Annotated in this window: 14 protein-coding genes; 1 reads left to right on the top strand and 13 read right to left on the bottom strand. The window is 61.5% G+C overall.

The genetic code is table 11. From position 1 onward, the window contains the following. Nucleotides 1–11: 11 nt before the first annotated feature. From hutI to hutC, 10 genes are all read right to left on the bottom strand, one after another. On the bottom strand, nucleotides 12–1217 hold the full coding sequence (gene hutI, locus C4J84_RS02010) for an imidazolonepropionase (RefSeq protein WP_124434861.1): 1206 nt from the start codon (nucleotides 1215–1217) through the stop codon (nucleotides 12–14). Between the two features lie 163 nt (nucleotides 1218–1380). Next, a complete protein-coding gene (gene hutH / locus C4J84_RS02000) occupies nucleotides 1381–2913 on the bottom strand; it encodes a histidine ammonia-lyase (RefSeq protein ID WP_124434860.1) in 1533 nt (510 codons plus the stop codon). A gap of 39 nt (nucleotides 2914–2952) precedes the next feature. Continuing rightward, complete coding sequence (gene hutH / locus C4J84_RS01995; protein WP_124434859.1) at nucleotides 2953–4461, bottom strand: histidine ammonia-lyase; 1509 nt, start codon at nucleotides 4459–4461, stop codon at nucleotides 2953–2955. 132 nt (nucleotides 4462–4593) lie between these two features. Continuing rightward, nucleotides 4594–5418, bottom strand: a complete 825-nt coding sequence (locus C4J84_RS01990) for a glycine betaine/L-proline ABC transporter ATP-binding protein (protein WP_124369277.1) — start codon at nucleotides 5416–5418, stop codon at nucleotides 4594–4596. Further along, the gene (locus tag C4J84_RS01985; RefSeq protein ID WP_124360879.1) at nucleotides 5415–6266 is read right to left on the bottom strand and encodes a proline/glycine betaine ABC transporter permease; all 852 of its coding nucleotides are present in this window, start codon (nucleotides 6264–6266) and stop codon (nucleotides 5415–5417) included. The genes C4J84_RS01990 and C4J84_RS01985 overlap by 4 nt, the downstream gene beginning before the upstream one ends. 71 nt (nucleotides 6267–6337) lie before the next feature. Further along, nucleotides 6338–7303 (bottom strand): ABC transporter substrate-binding protein, encoded by a 966-nt coding sequence (locus tag C4J84_RS01980; RefSeq protein WP_124402800.1) that lies wholly within the window; start codon nucleotides 7301–7303, stop codon nucleotides 6338–6340. 68 nt (nucleotides 7304–7371) lie between these two features. Further along, nucleotides 7372–8832, bottom strand: a complete 1461-nt coding sequence (locus C4J84_RS01975) for a cytosine permease (protein WP_124434858.1) — start codon at nucleotides 8830–8832, stop codon at nucleotides 7372–7374. 141 nt (nucleotides 8833–8973) lie between these two features. Further along, nucleotides 8974–10677, bottom strand: a complete 1704-nt coding sequence (gene hutU / locus C4J84_RS01970) for a urocanate hydratase (protein WP_124434857.1) — start codon at nucleotides 10675–10677, stop codon at nucleotides 8974–8976. 671 nt (nucleotides 10678–11348) lie between these two features. Next, nucleotides 11349–11909, bottom strand: coding sequence for a HutD family protein (locus C4J84_RS01965; protein WP_124369273.1), 561 nt, complete (start codon nucleotides 11907–11909; stop codon nucleotides 11349–11351). After that, a complete protein-coding gene (gene hutC, locus C4J84_RS01960; RefSeq protein WP_177412738.1) occupies nucleotides 11906–12685 on the bottom strand; it encodes a histidine utilization repressor in 780 nt (259 codons plus the stop codon). Before hutC ends, C4J84_RS01965 begins: the two co-directional genes overlap by 4 nt. A gap of 78 nt (nucleotides 12686–12763) precedes the next feature. On the opposite strand from hutC, the gene C4J84_RS01955 reads away from it, so the two are divergent. Beyond that, a complete protein-coding gene (locus tag C4J84_RS01955; protein WP_124434856.1) occupies nucleotides 12764–14128 on the top strand; it encodes a formimidoylglutamate deiminase in 1365 nt (454 codons plus the stop codon). A gap of 114 nt (nucleotides 14129–14242) precedes the next feature. On the opposite strand, the gene C4J84_RS01950 is transcribed toward C4J84_RS01955, so the two are convergent. From C4J84_RS01950 to C4J84_RS01940, 3 genes are all read right to left on the bottom strand, one after another. Continuing rightward, nucleotides 14243–14812 (bottom strand): lipocalin family protein, encoded by a 570-nt coding sequence (locus C4J84_RS01950; RefSeq protein WP_124369271.1) that lies wholly within the window; start codon nucleotides 14810–14812, stop codon nucleotides 14243–14245. 30 nt (nucleotides 14813–14842) lie between these two features. Next, nucleotides 14843–15097, bottom strand: coding sequence for a lipoprotein (locus tag C4J84_RS01945; protein ID WP_033897714.1), 255 nt, complete (start codon nucleotides 15095–15097; stop codon nucleotides 14843–14845). A 176-nt stretch (nucleotides 15098–15273) separates the two neighbouring features. Continuing rightward, complete coding sequence (locus C4J84_RS01940) at nucleotides 15274–16284, bottom strand: class 1 fructose-bisphosphatase (RefSeq protein ID WP_124360871.1); 1011 nt, start codon at nucleotides 16282–16284, stop codon at nucleotides 15274–15276. Nucleotides 16285–16500: the final 216 nt, after the last annotated feature.

Raw genomic sequence — 16500 nt, 5'->3', positions numbered from 1 at the left:
AACGCGACTCCTTACACAGTGACGTCGACGCCATGGCGTACGACGCGTTTATCCAGTTCGCCACCCAGCCAATAGGCCAGGTCGGCGGGGCGATCGATCTGCCAGGCGACAAAATCCGCGACCTTGCCCACTTCCAGGGAACCATGGGTATCGCCCATGCCCAGGGCGGTGGCCGCATGCTGCGTGGCGCCGGCCAGGGCTTCTTCCGGGATCATGCGGAACAGGGTGCAGGCCATGTTCAGCATCAGGCGCACCGACAGTGCCGGTGAGGTGCCGGGGTTGAGGTCGCTGGCAATGGCAATCTTCACGCCGTGTTTGCGCAAGGCCTCCATGGGCGGCAACTGGGTTTCACGCAGGAAGTAGAACGCGCCCGGCAACAACACGGCGACCGTGCCGGCAGCAGCCATGGCGATGGCATCCTCTTCGGTCATGAATTCCAGGTGATCCGCCGACAACGCCTGATAGCGCGCCGCCAGGCTGGAGCCGTGCAGAGAAGACAATTGCTCGGCGTGCAATTTCACCGGCAGGCCGAGTTGCTGGGCCACTTTGAACACACGTTCCACCTGCTCGGTGGAAAACGCCAGGTATTCACAGAACGCATCCACCGCGTCCACCAGCCCTTCGGCCGCCAGGGTCGGCAGCATGTCGTTGCAGATGTGCTCGATGTAGTCATCGGCGCGGTCTTTGTACTCCGGCGGCAACGCGTGGGCCGCCAGGCAGGTGGCGCGCACGCTCACCGGCAGCGCTTGCCCAAGGCGTCGCGCCACGCGCAGCATCTTGCGTTCGTTGGCCAGGTCCAGGCCGTAGCCGGACTTGATCTCCACCGTGGTCACGCCGTCGCGCAACAGACTGCGCAAGCGTTTTTCCGCGCTGACGAACAACTCATCTTCCGTCGCCGCACGAGTAGCGCGCACGGTGCTGGCGATACCGCCGCCCTTGGCCGCGATCTCGGCGTAACTCACGCCCTGAAGGCGTTGCTCGAATTCGCCGCTGCGGTTACCGCCAAACACCGTGTGGGTGTGGCAGTCGATCAGCCCTGGGGTGACCCACGCGCCTTGCAGGTCGTGGACCTGGGCGTAATCCGCCGTCGGCACTTGGCTGCGTGGGCCGATCCACTCGATGAGCGAGTGTGCGGTGACCATGGCGGCGTCCTCGATGATCGAGTATTTGCCATGAGCCATGGTCGCGATGTGGCAGTGTTGCCAAAGGGTTTTCATCAACGCCTCCCTCAGTTATCGATGAGACATTCTTATGAGGAGAAGATCGTTCCCACGCTCTGCGTGGGAATGCATCCTGCGACGCTCCGCGTCACCACTCTAAAAGCGGACGCAGAGCGTCCAGGGCGGCATTCCCACGCAGAGCGCGGGAACGATCGGTGGGTTACAGGCTCGGCAGCAACTTGGCCGGCATCAGTTCATTCAGGCAGCGGCTGGCAAGCAGTTCGCTGGCGGCGATGATGTCCGGGGCGAAGAAGCGGTCCTTGTCATAGAACGCCACTTTGTCACGCAACAGGCCACGGGCTTTTTCCAGTGTTGGTGAGGTTTTCAAGCCGTCGCGCAGATCCAGGCCCTGGCAGGCGGCCAGCCACTCGACAGCCAGAATGCCACGGGTGTTCTCGGCCATTTCCCACAGGCGCTTGCCCGCAGCCGGGGCCATGGACACGTGGTCTTCCTGGTTGGCCGACGTCGGCAGGCTGTCGACGCTATGGGGATGGGCCAACGCCTTGTTTTCGCTGGCAAGGGCCGCAGCCGTGACCTGGGCGATCATGAAGCCGGAGTTGACCCCGCCATTGCCCACCAGGAACGGCGGCAATTGCGACATGTGCTTGTCCATCATCAACGAGGTACGGCGCTCACTGAGGGAGCCGATTTCGGCGATGGCCAGGGCCATATTGTCAGCGGCCATGGCCACCGGCTCGGCGTGAAAGTTACCGCCGGAAATCACATCGCCTTCTGCGGCAAACACCAGCGGGTTATCCGACACGGCGTTGGCTTCAACGACCAACACGTCGGCAGCCTGGCGGAACTGGGTCAGGCAGGCGCCCATCACTTGTGGCTGGCAACGCAGGGAATACGGGTCTTGTACCTTGTCGCAGTTCTGGTGCGACTGGGACACCTGGCTGCTTTCGCCAAGCAGGTCACGATAGGCCGCCGCCGAATCGATCTGCCCACGTTGGCCGCGCGCGGCATGAATACGCGCGTCGAACGGCGAGCGCGAGCCGAGCACCGCTTCCACGGTCAGGCCGCCGCAGACCAGCGCACCGGCGAACAGGTCTTCGCCCTCGAACAGGCCGCGCAAGGCATAGGCGGTGGACACCTGGGTACCATTGAGCAGGGCCAGGCCTTCTTTGGCGGCCAGGGTCAGCGGCGTGAGGCCGGCGATTTTCAATGCGTCGGTGGCCGAAAGCCACTCGCCCTGGTAACGCGCCTTGCCTTCGCCGAGCAGCACCAGGGACATATGGGCCAGCGGCGCCAGGTCACCGGACGCACCGACCGAGCCCTTGAGCGGAATATGCGGGTAAACCTCGGCGTTGATCAGCGCGATCAGCGCGTCGATCACCTGTCGACGAATCCCGGAGAACCCACGGCTCAGGCTGTTGACCTTGAGCACCATGACCAGCCGCACCAGCGCATCGCTGATCGGCTCACCTACGCCGGCAGCGTGGGACAGCACCAGGGAACGCTGGAGGTTTTCCAGGTCTTCACTTGCGATGCGGGTCGAGGCCAGCAGGCCGAAACCGGTGTTGATGCCATAGGCGGTGCGGTTCTCGGCGAGAATCTGCTCCACACAGGCCACACTGGCGTCGATTTGGGCAGTGGCGCTGTCATCCAGGCTGAGGGTTACCGGCTGCTGGTAGATGGCCCGCAGTTGGGCAAGGCTCAGTTGGCCTGGAATCAGGTTTAGCGCAGTCACATTCGTTCTCCTTGTGAATTGTTCTTCTTGAATAGGTGTTCAGTGCACATTCGGTAATGCGGTGTGTTTGAGCAGGTGGGCGGCCGCCGCGATGTCCGGCGCCAGCCAGCGGTCCTCTTCGTAGGCCGGTACGACTTCGCGCAGCAAGCGCCAGGCGCGGTCGGTGCCGGCGCCGAAACGCTGGTCCTTGAGGAACTCGAACGCCTGGGCCGCCAGCAGGTATTCGATGGCCAGAATCTGGGTAACGTTGGCCAGTAGCTGATGCAGCTTGAGCGCGGCGTTGGTGCCCATGCTCAAGTGGTCTTCCTGCAGACCCGAGGTGACAAAGTTGTCGAGCACCGCAGGTTGCGCCAACTGGCGGTTTTGCCCGCACAAGGAAGCGGCGACGTACTGCACGATCATCATTCCGGAGTTGACCCCCGGGTTGCTCACCAGGAATGCCGGCAGACCGCTGACGTGCGGGTTGATCAGGCGGTCCAGGCGGCGTTCGGCCACCGAGCCGATCTCGGCCATGGCGATGGCGAGCATGTCGGCGGCCATTGCCACGGACTGCCCGTGGGGGTTGGCCTGGGACACCACGCGGTAGTTGCCCGGCGTGCCGAGCAGCAGCGGGTTATCCGTGGCGCTGTTGAGTTCGGTCTCGATCTGGCGGGTCGCGTGCTCCACCTGATCGCGCGCCGCGCCGTGGATTTGCGGGATCGAGCGCAGGCTCAAGGCGTCCTGGGTACGAATGCCCCGGCTGCTGGCGATCACTTCACTGCCGTCGAGCAAGGCGCGCAGATGGCGGCCGACGTGCTGCATCCCCGGGTGCGGCTTGAGGGCGATGATTGCTTCGTCGAACGCGTCGATCTGGCCGCGCTGGGCTTCAAAGCTCATGGCGCCGATCACGTCGGCCCATTCCAGCAAGTGATGCGCATCGGCCAGGGCCAGGCAGCTCAGGCCGGTCATGCACGGCGTACCGTTGACCAGGCACAGCCCATCCTTGGCGCCGAGCACCACCGGCTGCAAACCTTCGGCTGCCAGTGCTGCTTGCGCGGTCACCACCTGGCCGCGATAGCTGACGTTGCCGACCCCGAGCAGCGCTACGCCGACATGGGCCATGTGGGTGAGGTAACCGACCGAACCCTGGGACGGCACCTGTGGCGTGATGCCGTGGTTGAGCAGCGCCAGCAGCGCATGCACCACTTGCGGGTGCAGGCCGGAGTTGCCGTGAGAGTAGTTGATGATGGCGGCGCAGATGATCGCGCGGGTCTGCTCATCGCTCAGTACCGGACCGACGCCGCAGGCGTGGCTGAGCAAGGTGTTGCGCGACAACTGGCTCAGTTGCTCGCCCTCAAGCGAAACATTGCACAGCGCGCCCAGGCCGGTGTTCACCCCATAGGCGCGTTCGCCGCTGGCGACGATGCGCTGCACGATGGCCTGGGCATTGTCGATACGCGCCCAGGCGTGGCCCGAGAGTTCGAGCACGGCGCCGTGGCGGGCGACGGCGACGACGTCCTGCCAGCGCATTGGGGCGTCGGCGAGGGTGATTTTTGTTGCCTGGGACATTTTCAGCCTCTTAAGTTGATCGTTCCCACGCTCTGCGTGGGAATGCCGCCTGGGACGCTCCGCGTCCCGCTGTCAGGGAGTGACGCAGAGCGTCACGGGATGCATTCCCACGCGGAGCGTGGGAACGATCAGTCAGACCACCGCCGCCCGCCGCTGAACGAACCGGTCCACATATTCATCCGCCGGCGAGTGCAGGATTTCCCTGGGCGTGCCGACCTGAATCAGCTTGCCGTCCTTGAGGATCGCAATGCGGTTGCCGATGCGCACCGCTTCGTCGAGGTCGTGGGTGATAAATACGATGGTCTTGTGCAGGGTCTTTTGCAGCTCGAGCAACTGGTCCTGCATCTCGGCGCGGATCAGTGGGTCGAGGGCGCTGAAGGCCTCGTCCATCAGAATGATGTCGGTGTCAGCCGCCAGGGCGCGGGCCAGGCCGACACGTTGACGCATGCCGCCAGAGAGCTGGTGCGGGTATTTATTTTCATAGCCCTTGAGGCCCACGGTTTCGATCCAGTGCAGGGCGCGCTCAGCACACACCTGCTTGGTTTCGCCGCGCACCTTGAGGCCATAGGCAACATTGTCGAGCACGCTCTTGTGGGGCAACAGGCCGAAGCTCTGGAACACCATGCTGATCTTGTGGCGACGGAATTGGCGCAGGGCTTCCATGTCCAGTTGCAGAATGTCTTCACCGTCGACCAAAATCGCGCCGCTGGTGGGGTCGATCAGGCGGTTGAAGTGACGCACCAGGGTTGATTTGCCGGAGCCCGACAGGCCCATGATCACAAAGATCTCACCGGTACCGATGCTCAGGGACAGGTCGTTCACCCCCACCACGCAACCGGTCTCGGCCAGCACCTGATCCTTGGTCTTGCCCTGGCCAATCAGCGCCAGCGCTTCCCTCGAGCGGTTGCCGAAGATCTTGAAGACGTTCTTGACTTCGATTTTGCTGACAGTAGTCATTTGCTCGCCTCATGCCGTGGACGACCATAGGCCTGGGTAATGCGGTCGATGACCACGGCGAGAATCACGATCGCCAGCCCGGCTTCGAGGCCTCGGCCGACGTTGAGGGTCTGGATGCCGACGAGCACGTCTTCACCCAAGCCACGGGCGCCGATCATCGAGGCGATCACCACCATCGACAACGCCATCATGGTGGTCTGGTTGATGCCCGCCATGATGCTCGGCAGCGCCAACGGCAGTTGCACGCCGAACAGCTGCTGCCAACGGTTGGCGCCGAAGGCGTTGATGGCTTCCATGACTTCGCCGTCGACTTGGCGGATACCCAGGTCTGTGAGGCGGATCAGCGGCGGCGCGGCGTATATGACCGTGGCGAAAATCGCCGGCACCTTGCCCAGGCCAAACAGCATCAGCACCGGGATCAGGTACACGAAGCTGGGCATGGTTTGCATGATGTCGAGCAACGGCATCAGTACCGAACGCAAGCGGTTGCTGCGCGCGGAAAGAATGCCCAAGGGAATGCCGATCAGCACCGAGATCACCGTGGCGACCATCATCAGCGCCAGGGTCTGCATCAGTTTGTCCCACAGGCCGACCGCGCCGACGAGGAACAGCAGACCGACGATCACGGCCGTGGTCACCACCTTGCGCGTGGCATGCCAGGCGATGACGCCGACGATGGCCAGCATCAGCCACCAGGGCGCTGCGCGCAGCAGGCTTTCCAGATTGACGATGGCCCATAGCAGGGTGTCGGAAATGTGCCGGAACACGTCGCCGTAGTTGGTGACCAGCGAATCCACCCAACCGTTGACCCAGTCGGCAATGGAAAACGTAAAACTCTCAGGAAACATAGCGTGCTCTCGATCCAGTGGGTTGAGGCCAGGCGTCCGGCTGCCCCTGAGGGTAGCCGGACACGCTTGACCTACAAGGCCGCGTCGATTTTCTTGGCGGCGTCTTCGCTCACCCAGGCGTGCCAGACTTCAGGATGTTCCTTGAGGAAAATTTTCGCCAGTTTCGGCGATTCGATCCGCTCCTTGGCCATGCGGCCCAGGTTCTGGTTCAGCAGGTCGATGGGCAGGTTGACCTTTTCCAGCACGGCCACCAGTTCCGGCGCTTGCTCGTGGAAGGCCTTGGACAGGCCGACCTTGATGCTCACGCTTTTATCCACGCCCGGTTTTTCTTCCAGCTTGACCAGATCCACCTGGCCCATCAGCGGCGTCGGCGACCAGTAGTAGAACAGGATCGGCTCGCCGCGCTTGTAGCTCGACAGCACCGCCGCATCCAGCGCCGGGCCGGTGCCGGGGCGGAAGTTGGTGTAGGTGCTTTCCAGGCCGTAGCTTTTGAGCATTTCACTGTTGTCCAGTTCGCAGGTCCAGCCGGCCGGGCAGTTGTAGAAGCGTCCCTTGGAGGGTTCTTCCTGGTCCTTGAACACCGCAGCGTACTTGGCCAGGTCGGCAATGGTCTTGAGGTCCGGGGCCTTGGCTTCCAGCTTGCGCTTGGCGTCGCCTTCGATCACGTAGCGCGGCACGTACCAGCCTTCGATGGCGCCAACCACGGGCGCACCGACGCCAACGACTTTGCCGGCCTTCTCGGCCTTGTTCCAGACTTCGCTGCGGCCGACCCACTCTTCGGCAAACACCTGGATATCGTTACTGCTCAGGGCGTTTTCCATGGTGATGGAATTGCCCGGCAGGCTGTCGGTTTTGCAGTCGTAGCCTTTCTCCAGCACGGTTTGCAGGATGTCGGTGAGCAACATGCCGCTTTCCCAGTTCAGCCCGGCGAACTTCACCGGCTTGCCGGATTCACACCAGCCGGCCGCCTGGGCGCCGGCGCTTGCCAGCAAGCCCGCAGAAAGCAACGTGGTCAGCAGGGTCTTATGCATTTTCATTGTGTGACGCTCCCAATCATGAAATGGATTACGGCAGTCAAAAGGCATCCTGCCTTGTCCACGTTCCGTCAGGCCTGCGCCGCAGCGCGACCGATACCGCTTGTTTGCGTGGGTGCAACGCTGTCCTGCTCGACCGGCAGGATCAGTTGATCGGGCATTGTGCCGTGCCATTTTTTCGCGCACAGGTAATACAGGGCCGCCGGCAACACCAGGCCGATGATCCAGGAGATATCCACCCCACCCAGGGTTTCCACCAGCGGGCCGGTATAGAACTTGGTGGAGATGAACGGCAGCTGCACCAGCACACCGAATACATAAACGCTGATGCCCAGGGGGTTCCAACGCCCGTAGCGACCTTTGGGGTCGGCCAGCGCCGGCACGTCATAACGCTCGCGGGTGATGCAGTAGTAATCCACCAGGTTGATCGCGCTCCAAGGCGTGAAGAACGCCAGCAGGAACAGGATGAACGACTTGAACGCGTCCAGGAACGAATGCTGGCCGAGCAGCGCGATCAGGGTGGCCGTGCCGACAATCGCCAGCACGAACAACAGGCGCTGCAGGCGCGATACCCGCAAATGGCCCTGAAAGCCGCTGATGATGGTCGCGATGCACATGAAACTGCCGTAGGAGTTCAGCGTGGAAATCGTGACCTTGCCGAACGCGATGCTGAAGTACAGCAACGCCGCCGCTGCACCGCTGCCGCTCAAGCCAACGATGTAAGCCACTTCGTGCCCGGCGAATTTCCCGTTGGCCATGGCGGCGGCAAACACACCGAGAACCATCGCCACCTGCGCGCCGATCACCGAGCCTGCGCCAGCCGCCAGAAAGGTTTTCACCGAGGAGGTGCTGCTCGGCAGGTAACGTGAGTAGTCCGCCACATAGGGCCCGAACGCGATTTGCCAGGACGCTGCCAGCGAGACCGCGAGCAAGAAACTGCTCCAGCTGAAATGGCGGATCTGCAGCAATGCGCCAATGTCGGCCTGGCCCATCAAGCGGCTGAACAGGTAGACGAAGGCGATCACGCCAATGACGCTGGCGACGCGACCGATGAAGTGGATCACCCGATACCCCAGCACCGTGACCAGCACGATGACACTGGCGAAGATCAGAATGCCGACGCTGCCGCTGACCCCAAACAACTGGCCCAGCGCCTGCCCGGACAATACCGTGCCGGTTGCCGTGAAGCCCAGGTACATCAGGCACACCAGCACGATCGGGATGGCCGCACCATATACGCCGAACTGCACCCGGCTGGAAATCATCTGCGGCAGGCCGAGCTTGGGCCCTTGTGCCGCATGCAACGCCATCACCCCGCCGCCCAGCAGTTGGCCGATCAACAGACCGATCAACGACCAGAACACATCCCCGCCCAGCACCACGGCCAGAGCCCCGGTGACGATGGCAGTGATCTGCAGGTTGGCACCCAGCCACAGGGTGAACTGGCTCAATAGACGACCGTGTCTTTCCGCTTCCGGGATGTAGTCGATCGAACGCCTTTCGATCAACGGGGTGGTGTCGTTTGCAGCCATGTGTGTTCAACCTCTGATGGATTGTTTTTATGTGCTACGCCAATCCAATGTGGGAGGGGGCTTGCCCCCGATAGCAGTGTGTCAGTCACTGATTTTCTGGCTGATACACCGCCATCGGGAGCAAGCCCCCTCCCACACTGGTTACTTGATCATTGGCAGGTTGAGGCCCTGTTCCTTGGCGCAATCGATCGCAATCTGATAACCCGCATCCGCATGCCGCATCACCCCGGTAGCCGGGTCGTTATGCAGCACCCGCGCAATGCGCTCGGCCGCTTCGTCGGTGCCGTCACACACGATCACCATGCCCGAGTGCTGGGAGAAGCCCATGCCGACGCCGCCGCCGTGGTGCAACGACACCCAGGTCGCGCCGCTCGCGGTGTTGAGCAAGGCGTTGAGCAGCGGCCAGTCGGATACAGCGTCAGAGCCGTCCTGCATAGATTCGGTTTCACGGTTGGGGCTGGCCACTGAGCCGGAGTCGAGGTGATCGCGACCGATCACAACAGGAGCCGACAGCTCACCGCTGCGCACCATTTCATTGAACGCCAAGCCGAGCTTGGCGCGCTGCCCCAGGCCGACCCAGCAGATACGCGCCGGCAAGCCCTGGAAGCTGATGCGCTCGCGGGCCATGTCCAACCAGTTGTGCAGGTGAGCGTCGTCGGGGATCAGTTCTTTGACTTTGGCGTCGGTCTTGTAGATGTCTTGCGGGTCGCCCGACAGCGCGGCCCAGCGGAACGGGCCGATACCCCGGCAGAACAGCGGGCGGATGTAGGCCGGTACGAAGCCTGGGAAATCGAAAGCGTTTTCCACGCCTTCTTCCTGGGCCATTTGGCGGATGTTATTACCGTAGTCGAAGGTCGGAATGCCCTGTTTCTGGAACTCGAGCATGGCTTTGACGTGCACCGCCATCGACTGTTTGGCGGCCTTGATCACAGCGGCAGGCTCGGTCTTGGCGCGGGCGCGGTATTCGTCCCAGGTCCAGCCGGCCGGGAGGTAGCCGTTGAGCGGGTCGTGGGCGCTGGTCTGGTCGGTGACCATGTCCGGGCGCACGCCACGCTTGACCAGTTCCGGCAGAATTTCAGCCGCGTTACCCAGCAGGGCAATGGAGATCGCCTTGCCTTCCTGGGTGTACTTGGCGATGCGCGCCAGGGCGTCGTCAAGGTCGGTGGCCTGCTCGTCGACATAGCGGCTATTCAAACGGAAATCGATGCTGACCTGCTGGCATTCGATGTTCAGCGAGCACGCGCCGGCCAGGGTCGCGGCCAAAGGCTGGGCGCCGCCCATGCCGCCGAGGCCGGCGGTGAGGACCCAACGGCCTTTCAAGTTGCTGTCGTAATGCTGGCGACCGGCTTCGACGAAGGTTTCGTAAGTGCCCTGGACGATGCCCTGGCTGCCGATGTAGATCCAGCTGCCGGCAGTCATCTGGCCGTACATGGCCAGGCCCTTGGCATCCAGTTCATTGAAGTGTTCCCAACTGGCCCAGTGCGGCACCAGGTTGGAGTTGGCGATCAGCACGCGCGGGGCATTGCTGTGGGTCTTGAACACGCCGACCGGCTTGCCGGATTGCACCAGCAGGGTTTCGTCGTCGTTCAGGTTCGTGAGGCTCTCGACGATCTGGTCGTAGCACTCCCAGTTGCGCGCGGCACGCCCGATACCGCCGTACACCACCAGCTCCTTGGGGTTCTCGGCCACTTGCGGGTCGAGGTTGTTCATCAGCATGCGCAGCGGCGCTTCAGTCAGCCAGCTTTTGGCGGTGAGCTTGTTACCGCGGGCGGCACGGATTTCCACGTCACGGTATTTTGTAAGCCTTGCTTTCGAAAAATCGGTCACAGCTGGACTCCTCGGCATGATGCGCGAACATGGATGGTGCGAAGCAGACTCTTACGCACACATCTTTACTTGTATGTACAAGCATATGCAATCAAGCGGCCAACTTTCAGAGCGAGGGTTTGGATTTTTTCGAAAGCGCGTGGAAGCCTTGGAAATTAAGGCTTCGAGGCGTGATGAAATTTCCTACGAAGGAGTTTTGCAGCGATGGAGGTTTGTCACGACAACGTGGCTTTGCGCCGCGCTGGGGCGTTAGGTAACAATTTGGTGCGGGGCTGTGGAAACAGATCCTAAGAGCAACACAAAACAAATGTGGGAGGGGGCTTGCTCCCGATAGCGGTGTGTCAGTCAAAGATATATTGACTGATCCACCGCTATCGGGAGCAAGCCCCCTCTTATCAAACTTAAAATAACTCGCTGATTTTAAAGGATTAATTTTTCAGTTAAAAACTGAAATTTCACATTCAAAGATCGTTCCCACGCTCCTGCGTGGGATTGCAGCCCGTGACGCTCCGCGTCACCTGTGCGCAATCGCCGAAACTTGCAGCGCTTGGCGGGACGCGGAGCGTCCCAGGAGGCATTCCCACGCAGAGCGCGGGAACGATCACCTCAGCGCCAAGAATATTTGTAGGCGCCCCCAGTTTGCTGCGCGACAGCGCTACGTCGAAGAGGTAGTGGGGCCTCCCACATTTTTAACCGCGCTGGGTCAGTTCGATCAGGCAGCAGCGGCCACTGACCGAAATATCCAGCAAGCCGGTGTTACCGTCCACTTGCAGGCAATCGTGATGACCCAGCACATGGTCCAGCACCTTCACTTCATCCACCACGCTGAACACCAGCACAGTGTGCGCCGAACTGAAAAACCGCTGTACGCCATCCACCCACTGCAACCGCGCATGATAACGCTGGGGCGAGTAGATCAGGTTGAAATCGCGGATCGGCCCGGTGATCAAGCGGCACGCCACCTGACTGTCACCCTTGAACGCGAACGGTTGCAGCGGTAACAAACCGCGCTGCTCCTCACCGTCCACGGTCAACACCATGCCCGCGCCCTTGATCACGGTGATCACGCGCTGGTAGCCAGCGAAGGTGGAAAATCCACCCGACTCGGCGATGTCGGCAATCGACAGGCGCCAGCCGAAACCATCGAGGCCGGTGCCCGCGTCACGGGCGATTTCTTCGGTACTGCCGCCGCCGTTCTTCCACGGCATGCGCACGTAGTCGGCAGCGCGCCAGACGTTGACTGAACTCATTTACTGAAGCGTCCTTCGAGGCTGTGTCGGGAACCGGGGTGAATCAAGCGCGCGGCCGTCACCGGCTGGCGGCCAGACCAGGTGCGTCGGCGGATCAACAGGCAGGGCTCGCTCGGCTCGATCTGCAACAGCTTGCACTCGGCGGCGTCGGCGAGGATGGCTTCGACCACGTGCTCGCCCTCAGTCAGCGGTGCGACCTGGTTGAGGTAGGCGTAGGGCGTTTGCTGGGTGAAATCCTGTTGCAGGTATTCCGGCGCAACCAGGGCGTTGACGAAACGGTCTTCGATCTGCACCGGAATGTCGTTTTCGAAATGCACGATCAACGAGTGAAACACCCGCCCGCCTTCGCGCATTTCCAGCGCGACGGCACGTTCCGAGCCGGCCGCTTCTTCGCCCAGGGTGATGACCTGGCATGTGTGCCGATGGCCGCGGGAGGCGATCTCATCGGCAATGTTGTGCACTTCAAACAGCGCCGACTGACTCTTGGGCTCGGCGACGAACGTACCGACGCCCTGCATGCGCACCAGCAAACCTTCGGCCGTGAGCTCGCGCAGCGCGCGGTTGATGGTCATGCGGCTGAAGCCCAGTTGGCTGACCAGCTCGCTCTCCGACGGCACGCGGTAATGGGGCGGCCAGTTGCCGTTGAGGATCTGCTGGCTGATCATCTGTTTGACGCGGGCATACAAGGGCGCCGGACTTTCGTCCATGTGGGCAGCCAGCGGAGACTTGGCAGGCGGAGTCGGCACAGGGAATCCTTGCAGGGGGAAAAGATGCATAGATTGCCGGAGTTTACCGAGCAGGCAAACGTCTGTATATGTATATACAAATAAACACACGACCGGGGTGCCTTGATCATGTCCGCTTTCTTTGCCGAACGCGCGCTGCTGCCTGATGGCTGGGCCAATGATGTACGTCTTGAAGTCAGTGCCGATGGAGTGCTGACACAGGTTGAGGCCAATGCCAGCGCGGTGGGCGCCGAACGGCTAAGAGGTCCGGTATTGGCCGGCATGCCCAACCTGCATTCCCACGCTTTCCAGCGCGCCATGGCGGGGTTGGCGGAAGTGGCGGGTAACCCCAATGACAGCTTCTGGACCTGGCGTGACCTGATGTACCGCATGGTCGGCAAGATCAACCCGGAGCAGTTGCAGGTCATCGCCCGCCAGCTGTACATCGAGATGCTCAAGGCCGGCTACACCTCGGTGGCCGAGTTTCATTATGTGCATCACGACGTCAGTGGCCAGCCCTATGCCGACCGCACTGAGCTGTCGCGTCAGATCAGCCAGGCCGCCGCCAGCAGTGGCATCGGCTTGACGTTGGTGCCGGTGCTTTATACGCATTCGGGGTTCGGTGGCCAGGCGCCCAACGACGGCCAGCGCCGGTTTATCAACAGCACCGACAACTACCTGGATCTGCAGGCGCGCTTGCAGCCGATGCTCGCCGCGCAACCTGCGCAGCGGCTGGGCCTGTGTTTCCACTCCCTGCGTGCGGTCACGCCCGAGCAGATCAAGGACGTGCTGGCCGCCAGTGATCAGGTGTGCCCGGTGCACATCCACATTGCCGAACAGCAAAAAGAAGTCGACGACTGCCTGGCCTGGAGCGGCAAACGCCCGTTGCAGTGGCTGTACGACAACGTGGATGTCGACGAGCGCTGGTGCCTGGTGCACGCCACTCACGCCGATGCCGACGAAGTGACGCGCATGGCCAGGAGCCGGGCGATTGCCGGTTTGTGCCTGACCACCGAAGCCAACCTGGGCGACGGGATTTTCCCGGCGGTGGATTTTCTGGCCCAGGGCGGGCGCATGGGCATCGGGTCCGACAGCCATGTGTCACTGAGCGTGGTGGAAGAATTGCGCTGGTTGGAATACGGCCAGCGCCTGCGCGATCAACGGCGCAATCGCTTGTATCGCAATGACCAGCCGATGGTCGGCCGTACGCTGTTCGATGCCGCATTGGACGGCGGCGCCCAGGCATTGGGCCAGCCGATTGGTCGATTGGAGGTGGGCAAGCGCGCGGACTGGATCGTGCTGGACGGCAACGACCCTTACCTGGCGACAGCGACAGGGGACGGCATTCTGAATCGCTGGCTGTTCGCTGGCGGTGATCGACAAGTGCGGGATGTGCTGGTCAACGGCCAGTGGGTGGTGCGGGATGGGCATCATGCCGGCGAGGAAGAAAGCAGCCGGGCGTTTACCCAGGTCTTGAGAGACTTACTCGGTTAAAAAATGTGGGAGGGGGCTTGCTCCCGATGGCGATGTATCAGTATCAGATGCGCTGATTGACACACTGCTATCGGGGGCAAGCCCCCTCCCACATTTGGATTTATGGTGATCCAGTTACTGCGAAGTCTTCGCCATCTGCTTGTCCGACGTGCGCCAGATCAAACGCGTGGTGTCATACCCCTGCTGTCGTGCCCTGCTCAAGAGATCTTCACGTGTTTCGGCACTTACCGTTGGCGTACGCGACAAAATCCACATGTAACGCCGGCTCGGGCTACCGACGATGGCGGTCTTGTAGTCATCGCTGACATACAGCACCCAGTAGTCGCCCTTGGCAACGCCCGGCAACAACGACGTAAACCAGTTATCGAATTCTACCCAGAGCTTGTCGGTCTTGCCCGGCACTTGCGGCGTGGCCGTGCCTTTGGCTTCCTGCCATTTCCACTCAGGCGTCAGGCAGCGATTGAACACCGACATGTCGCCATCCGGCAACAAGGTGTAGCGGGCTTCGGATTGCGCGCAGTTGCGCTGGAAGTACATCGGCAAGCGAGCCAACTCATACCAGGTGCCCTGGTAACGCTTGAGGTTGACGTTGCTCGCGGTCTTGGGTTGCAGATCATCGCCAGAATGGCTGGCGCAGCCCGCCAAAAACAGGCTGGCGCAAAGGAACACAACAAAACGCATCATTCTTCTTCTCCCGCAGGCTCGCGCCCCGGTTTACTTCAGGCCTTGCCCGGAAAACATCAGAACTTTGTCACCGGCGTACTGCACGCTGATAAAGCTGTTTTTATCGCCCCAGGTGCAGCTGGACATGCCCAGTGCGCCGGAACAATCGGTCGGCTTGCCCAGCAACGACTCCACCTCGGCCTTGGCCATGCCGGCCGACAGCTTCTGGTAATTTTCTTGGTTGACCTTGCTGCAGGCGGCTAACAGCACGCAAAAAGCCAGCAGGGCGAGACGGCGTAAAGACATGGAAAAGCTCCTGGAGAGACAAGGCAGCTGGGGTATCTGCCAGAAGCTTAGAAGGGAAAAGAGGTGTCTGGTTCCCGACGAGCGAAAACAAAAAAGCCCCGAAAACGCTGAAACGTTTCGGGGCTTCTTTAACGGTGATCCGCCTCACAACACGGCGGATAACCTATCGCAGCAGCTTACTTCTTGTGATACGCCGTCACACGCTCAACTTCTTCCTTGGAACCCAGGAACACCGCCACACGCTGGTGCAGGCCTTCGGGCTGGATGTCGAGGATGCGCTGGTGGCCGTCAGTGGACGCCCCGCCCGCCTGCTCCACCAGGAACGACATCGGGTTGGCTTCGTACATCAGGCGCAGCTTGCCCGGCTTGGACGGCTCGCGGCCGTCACGTGGGTACATGAACAAGCCACCTCGGGTCAGGATGCGGTGCACGTCGGCAACCATGGCCGCGACCCAGCGCATGTTGAAATTTTTCTTCAGCGGGCCTTCTTCGCCTTCCATCAACTCGTTGACGTAGCGCTTCACCGGTTCTTCCCAGTGACGCTGGTTGGACATGTTGATCGCAAATTCCTGGGTGGAAGCCGGAATGGAGATGTCTTCGTGGGTGAGTACGAAGCTGCCCATTTCGCGGTCCAGGGTGAAGCCCTTGACGCCATCGCCCAGGGTCAGCACCAGCATGGTCTGTGGGCCGTAGATCGCGTAACCGGCGGCGACCTGCTCGGTGCCCGGCTGCAGGAAGGCCTTTTCGTTCAGGGCTTCGTTCTGGCTCAGGTATTCGTTCGGGCAACGCAGTACCGAGAAGATGGTACCGACCGGCGCGTTGATGTCGATGTTGGACGAACCGTCCAGTGGGTCGAATACCAACAGGTACGCGCCTTTGGGGTATTTGCCCGGAATCTGGTAGGCATTGTCCATTTCCTCGGAGGCCATGCCGGCCAGGTGACCGCCCCATTCGTTGGCTTCGAGCAGGATTTCGTTGGAGATAACGTCGAGCTTTTTCTGCACTTCGCCCTGCACGTTTTCAGTGCCCATGCTGCCCAGGACACCACCGAGTGCGCCTTTGGACACGGCGTGGCTGATCTCCTTGCAAGCACGCGCCACCACTTCGATAAGGAAGCGCAGATCGGCAGGCGTGTTATTGCTGCGGGTCTGCTCGATCAAATAGCGACTCAAGGTAACGCGGGACATGGACGGCTCCGGAGAATGGGGGGCTTAAAAACCCGCGCAGTTTAACGCGAGTCGGGGCTGATTTCCTCTAATCAGAGGATTTAACGCCAATAGAGTTCACGGCAGGCCCTGCGGTTTGCGCACCATGGCGCCTGGTATATCGACGCGGACCCCATGTGGGAGGGGGCTTGCTCCCGATAGCGGTGTGCCAGTCGACATCGCTGTTAACTGATAGAC

It is taken from the genome of Pseudomonas sp. R11-23-07, from assembly GCF_003852295.1.
Taxonomy (GTDB): domain Bacteria; phylum Pseudomonadota; class Gammaproteobacteria; order Pseudomonadales; family Pseudomonadaceae; genus Aquipseudomonas.
Note: the sequence above shows the minus strand (reverse complement) of the source record. Positions and strands in the feature narration are given on the sequence as shown.

Excerpts from the sequence above, each read along its gene's own strand:
- hutI (WP_124434861.1), bottom strand. The coding sequence starts at position 1,217 with ATGAAAACCCTTTGGCAACACTGCCACATCGCGACCATGGCTCATGGC.
- hutH (WP_124434859.1), bottom strand. The coding sequence starts at position 4,461 with ATGTCCCAGGCAACAAAAATCACCCTCGCCGACGCCCCAATGCGCTGG.
- C4J84_RS01990 (WP_124369277.1), bottom strand. The coding sequence starts at position 5,418 with ATGACTACTGTCAGCAAAATCGAAGTCAAGAACGTCTTCAAGATCTTC.
- C4J84_RS01985 (WP_124360879.1), bottom strand. The coding sequence starts at position 6,266 with ATGTTTCCTGAGAGTTTTACGTTTTCCATTGCCGACTGGGTCAACGGT.
- C4J84_RS01980 (WP_124402800.1), bottom strand. The coding sequence starts at position 7,303 with ATGAAAATGCATAAGACCCTGCTGACCACGTTGCTTTCTGCGGGCTTG.
- C4J84_RS01975 (WP_124434858.1), bottom strand. The coding sequence starts at position 8,832 with ATGGCTGCAAACGACACCACCCCGTTGATCGAAAGGCGTTCGATCGAC.
- hutU (WP_124434857.1), bottom strand. The coding sequence starts at position 10,677 with ATGCCGAGGAGTCCAGCTGTGACCGATTTTTCGAAAGCAAGGCTTACA.
- C4J84_RS01965 (WP_124369273.1), bottom strand. The coding sequence starts at position 11,909 with ATGAGTTCAGTCAACGTCTGGCGCGCTGCCGACTACGTGCGCATGCCG.
- hutC (WP_177412738.1), bottom strand. The coding sequence starts at position 12,685 with ATGCATCTTTTCCCCCTGCAAGGATTCCCTGTGCCGACTCCGCCTGCC.
- C4J84_RS01955 (WP_124434856.1), top strand. The coding sequence starts at position 12,764 with ATGTCCGCTTTCTTTGCCGAACGCGCGCTGCTGCCTGATGGCTGGGCC.
- C4J84_RS01950 (WP_124369271.1), bottom strand. The coding sequence starts at position 14,812 with ATGATGCGTTTTGTTGTGTTCCTTTGCGCCAGCCTGTTTTTGGCGGGC.
- C4J84_RS01945 (WP_033897714.1), bottom strand. The coding sequence starts at position 15,097 with ATGTCTTTACGCCGTCTCGCCCTGCTGGCTTTTTGCGTGCTGTTAGCC.
- C4J84_RS01940 (WP_124360871.1), bottom strand. The coding sequence starts at position 16,284 with ATGTCCCGCGTTACCTTGAGTCGCTATTTGATCGAGCAGACCCGCAGC.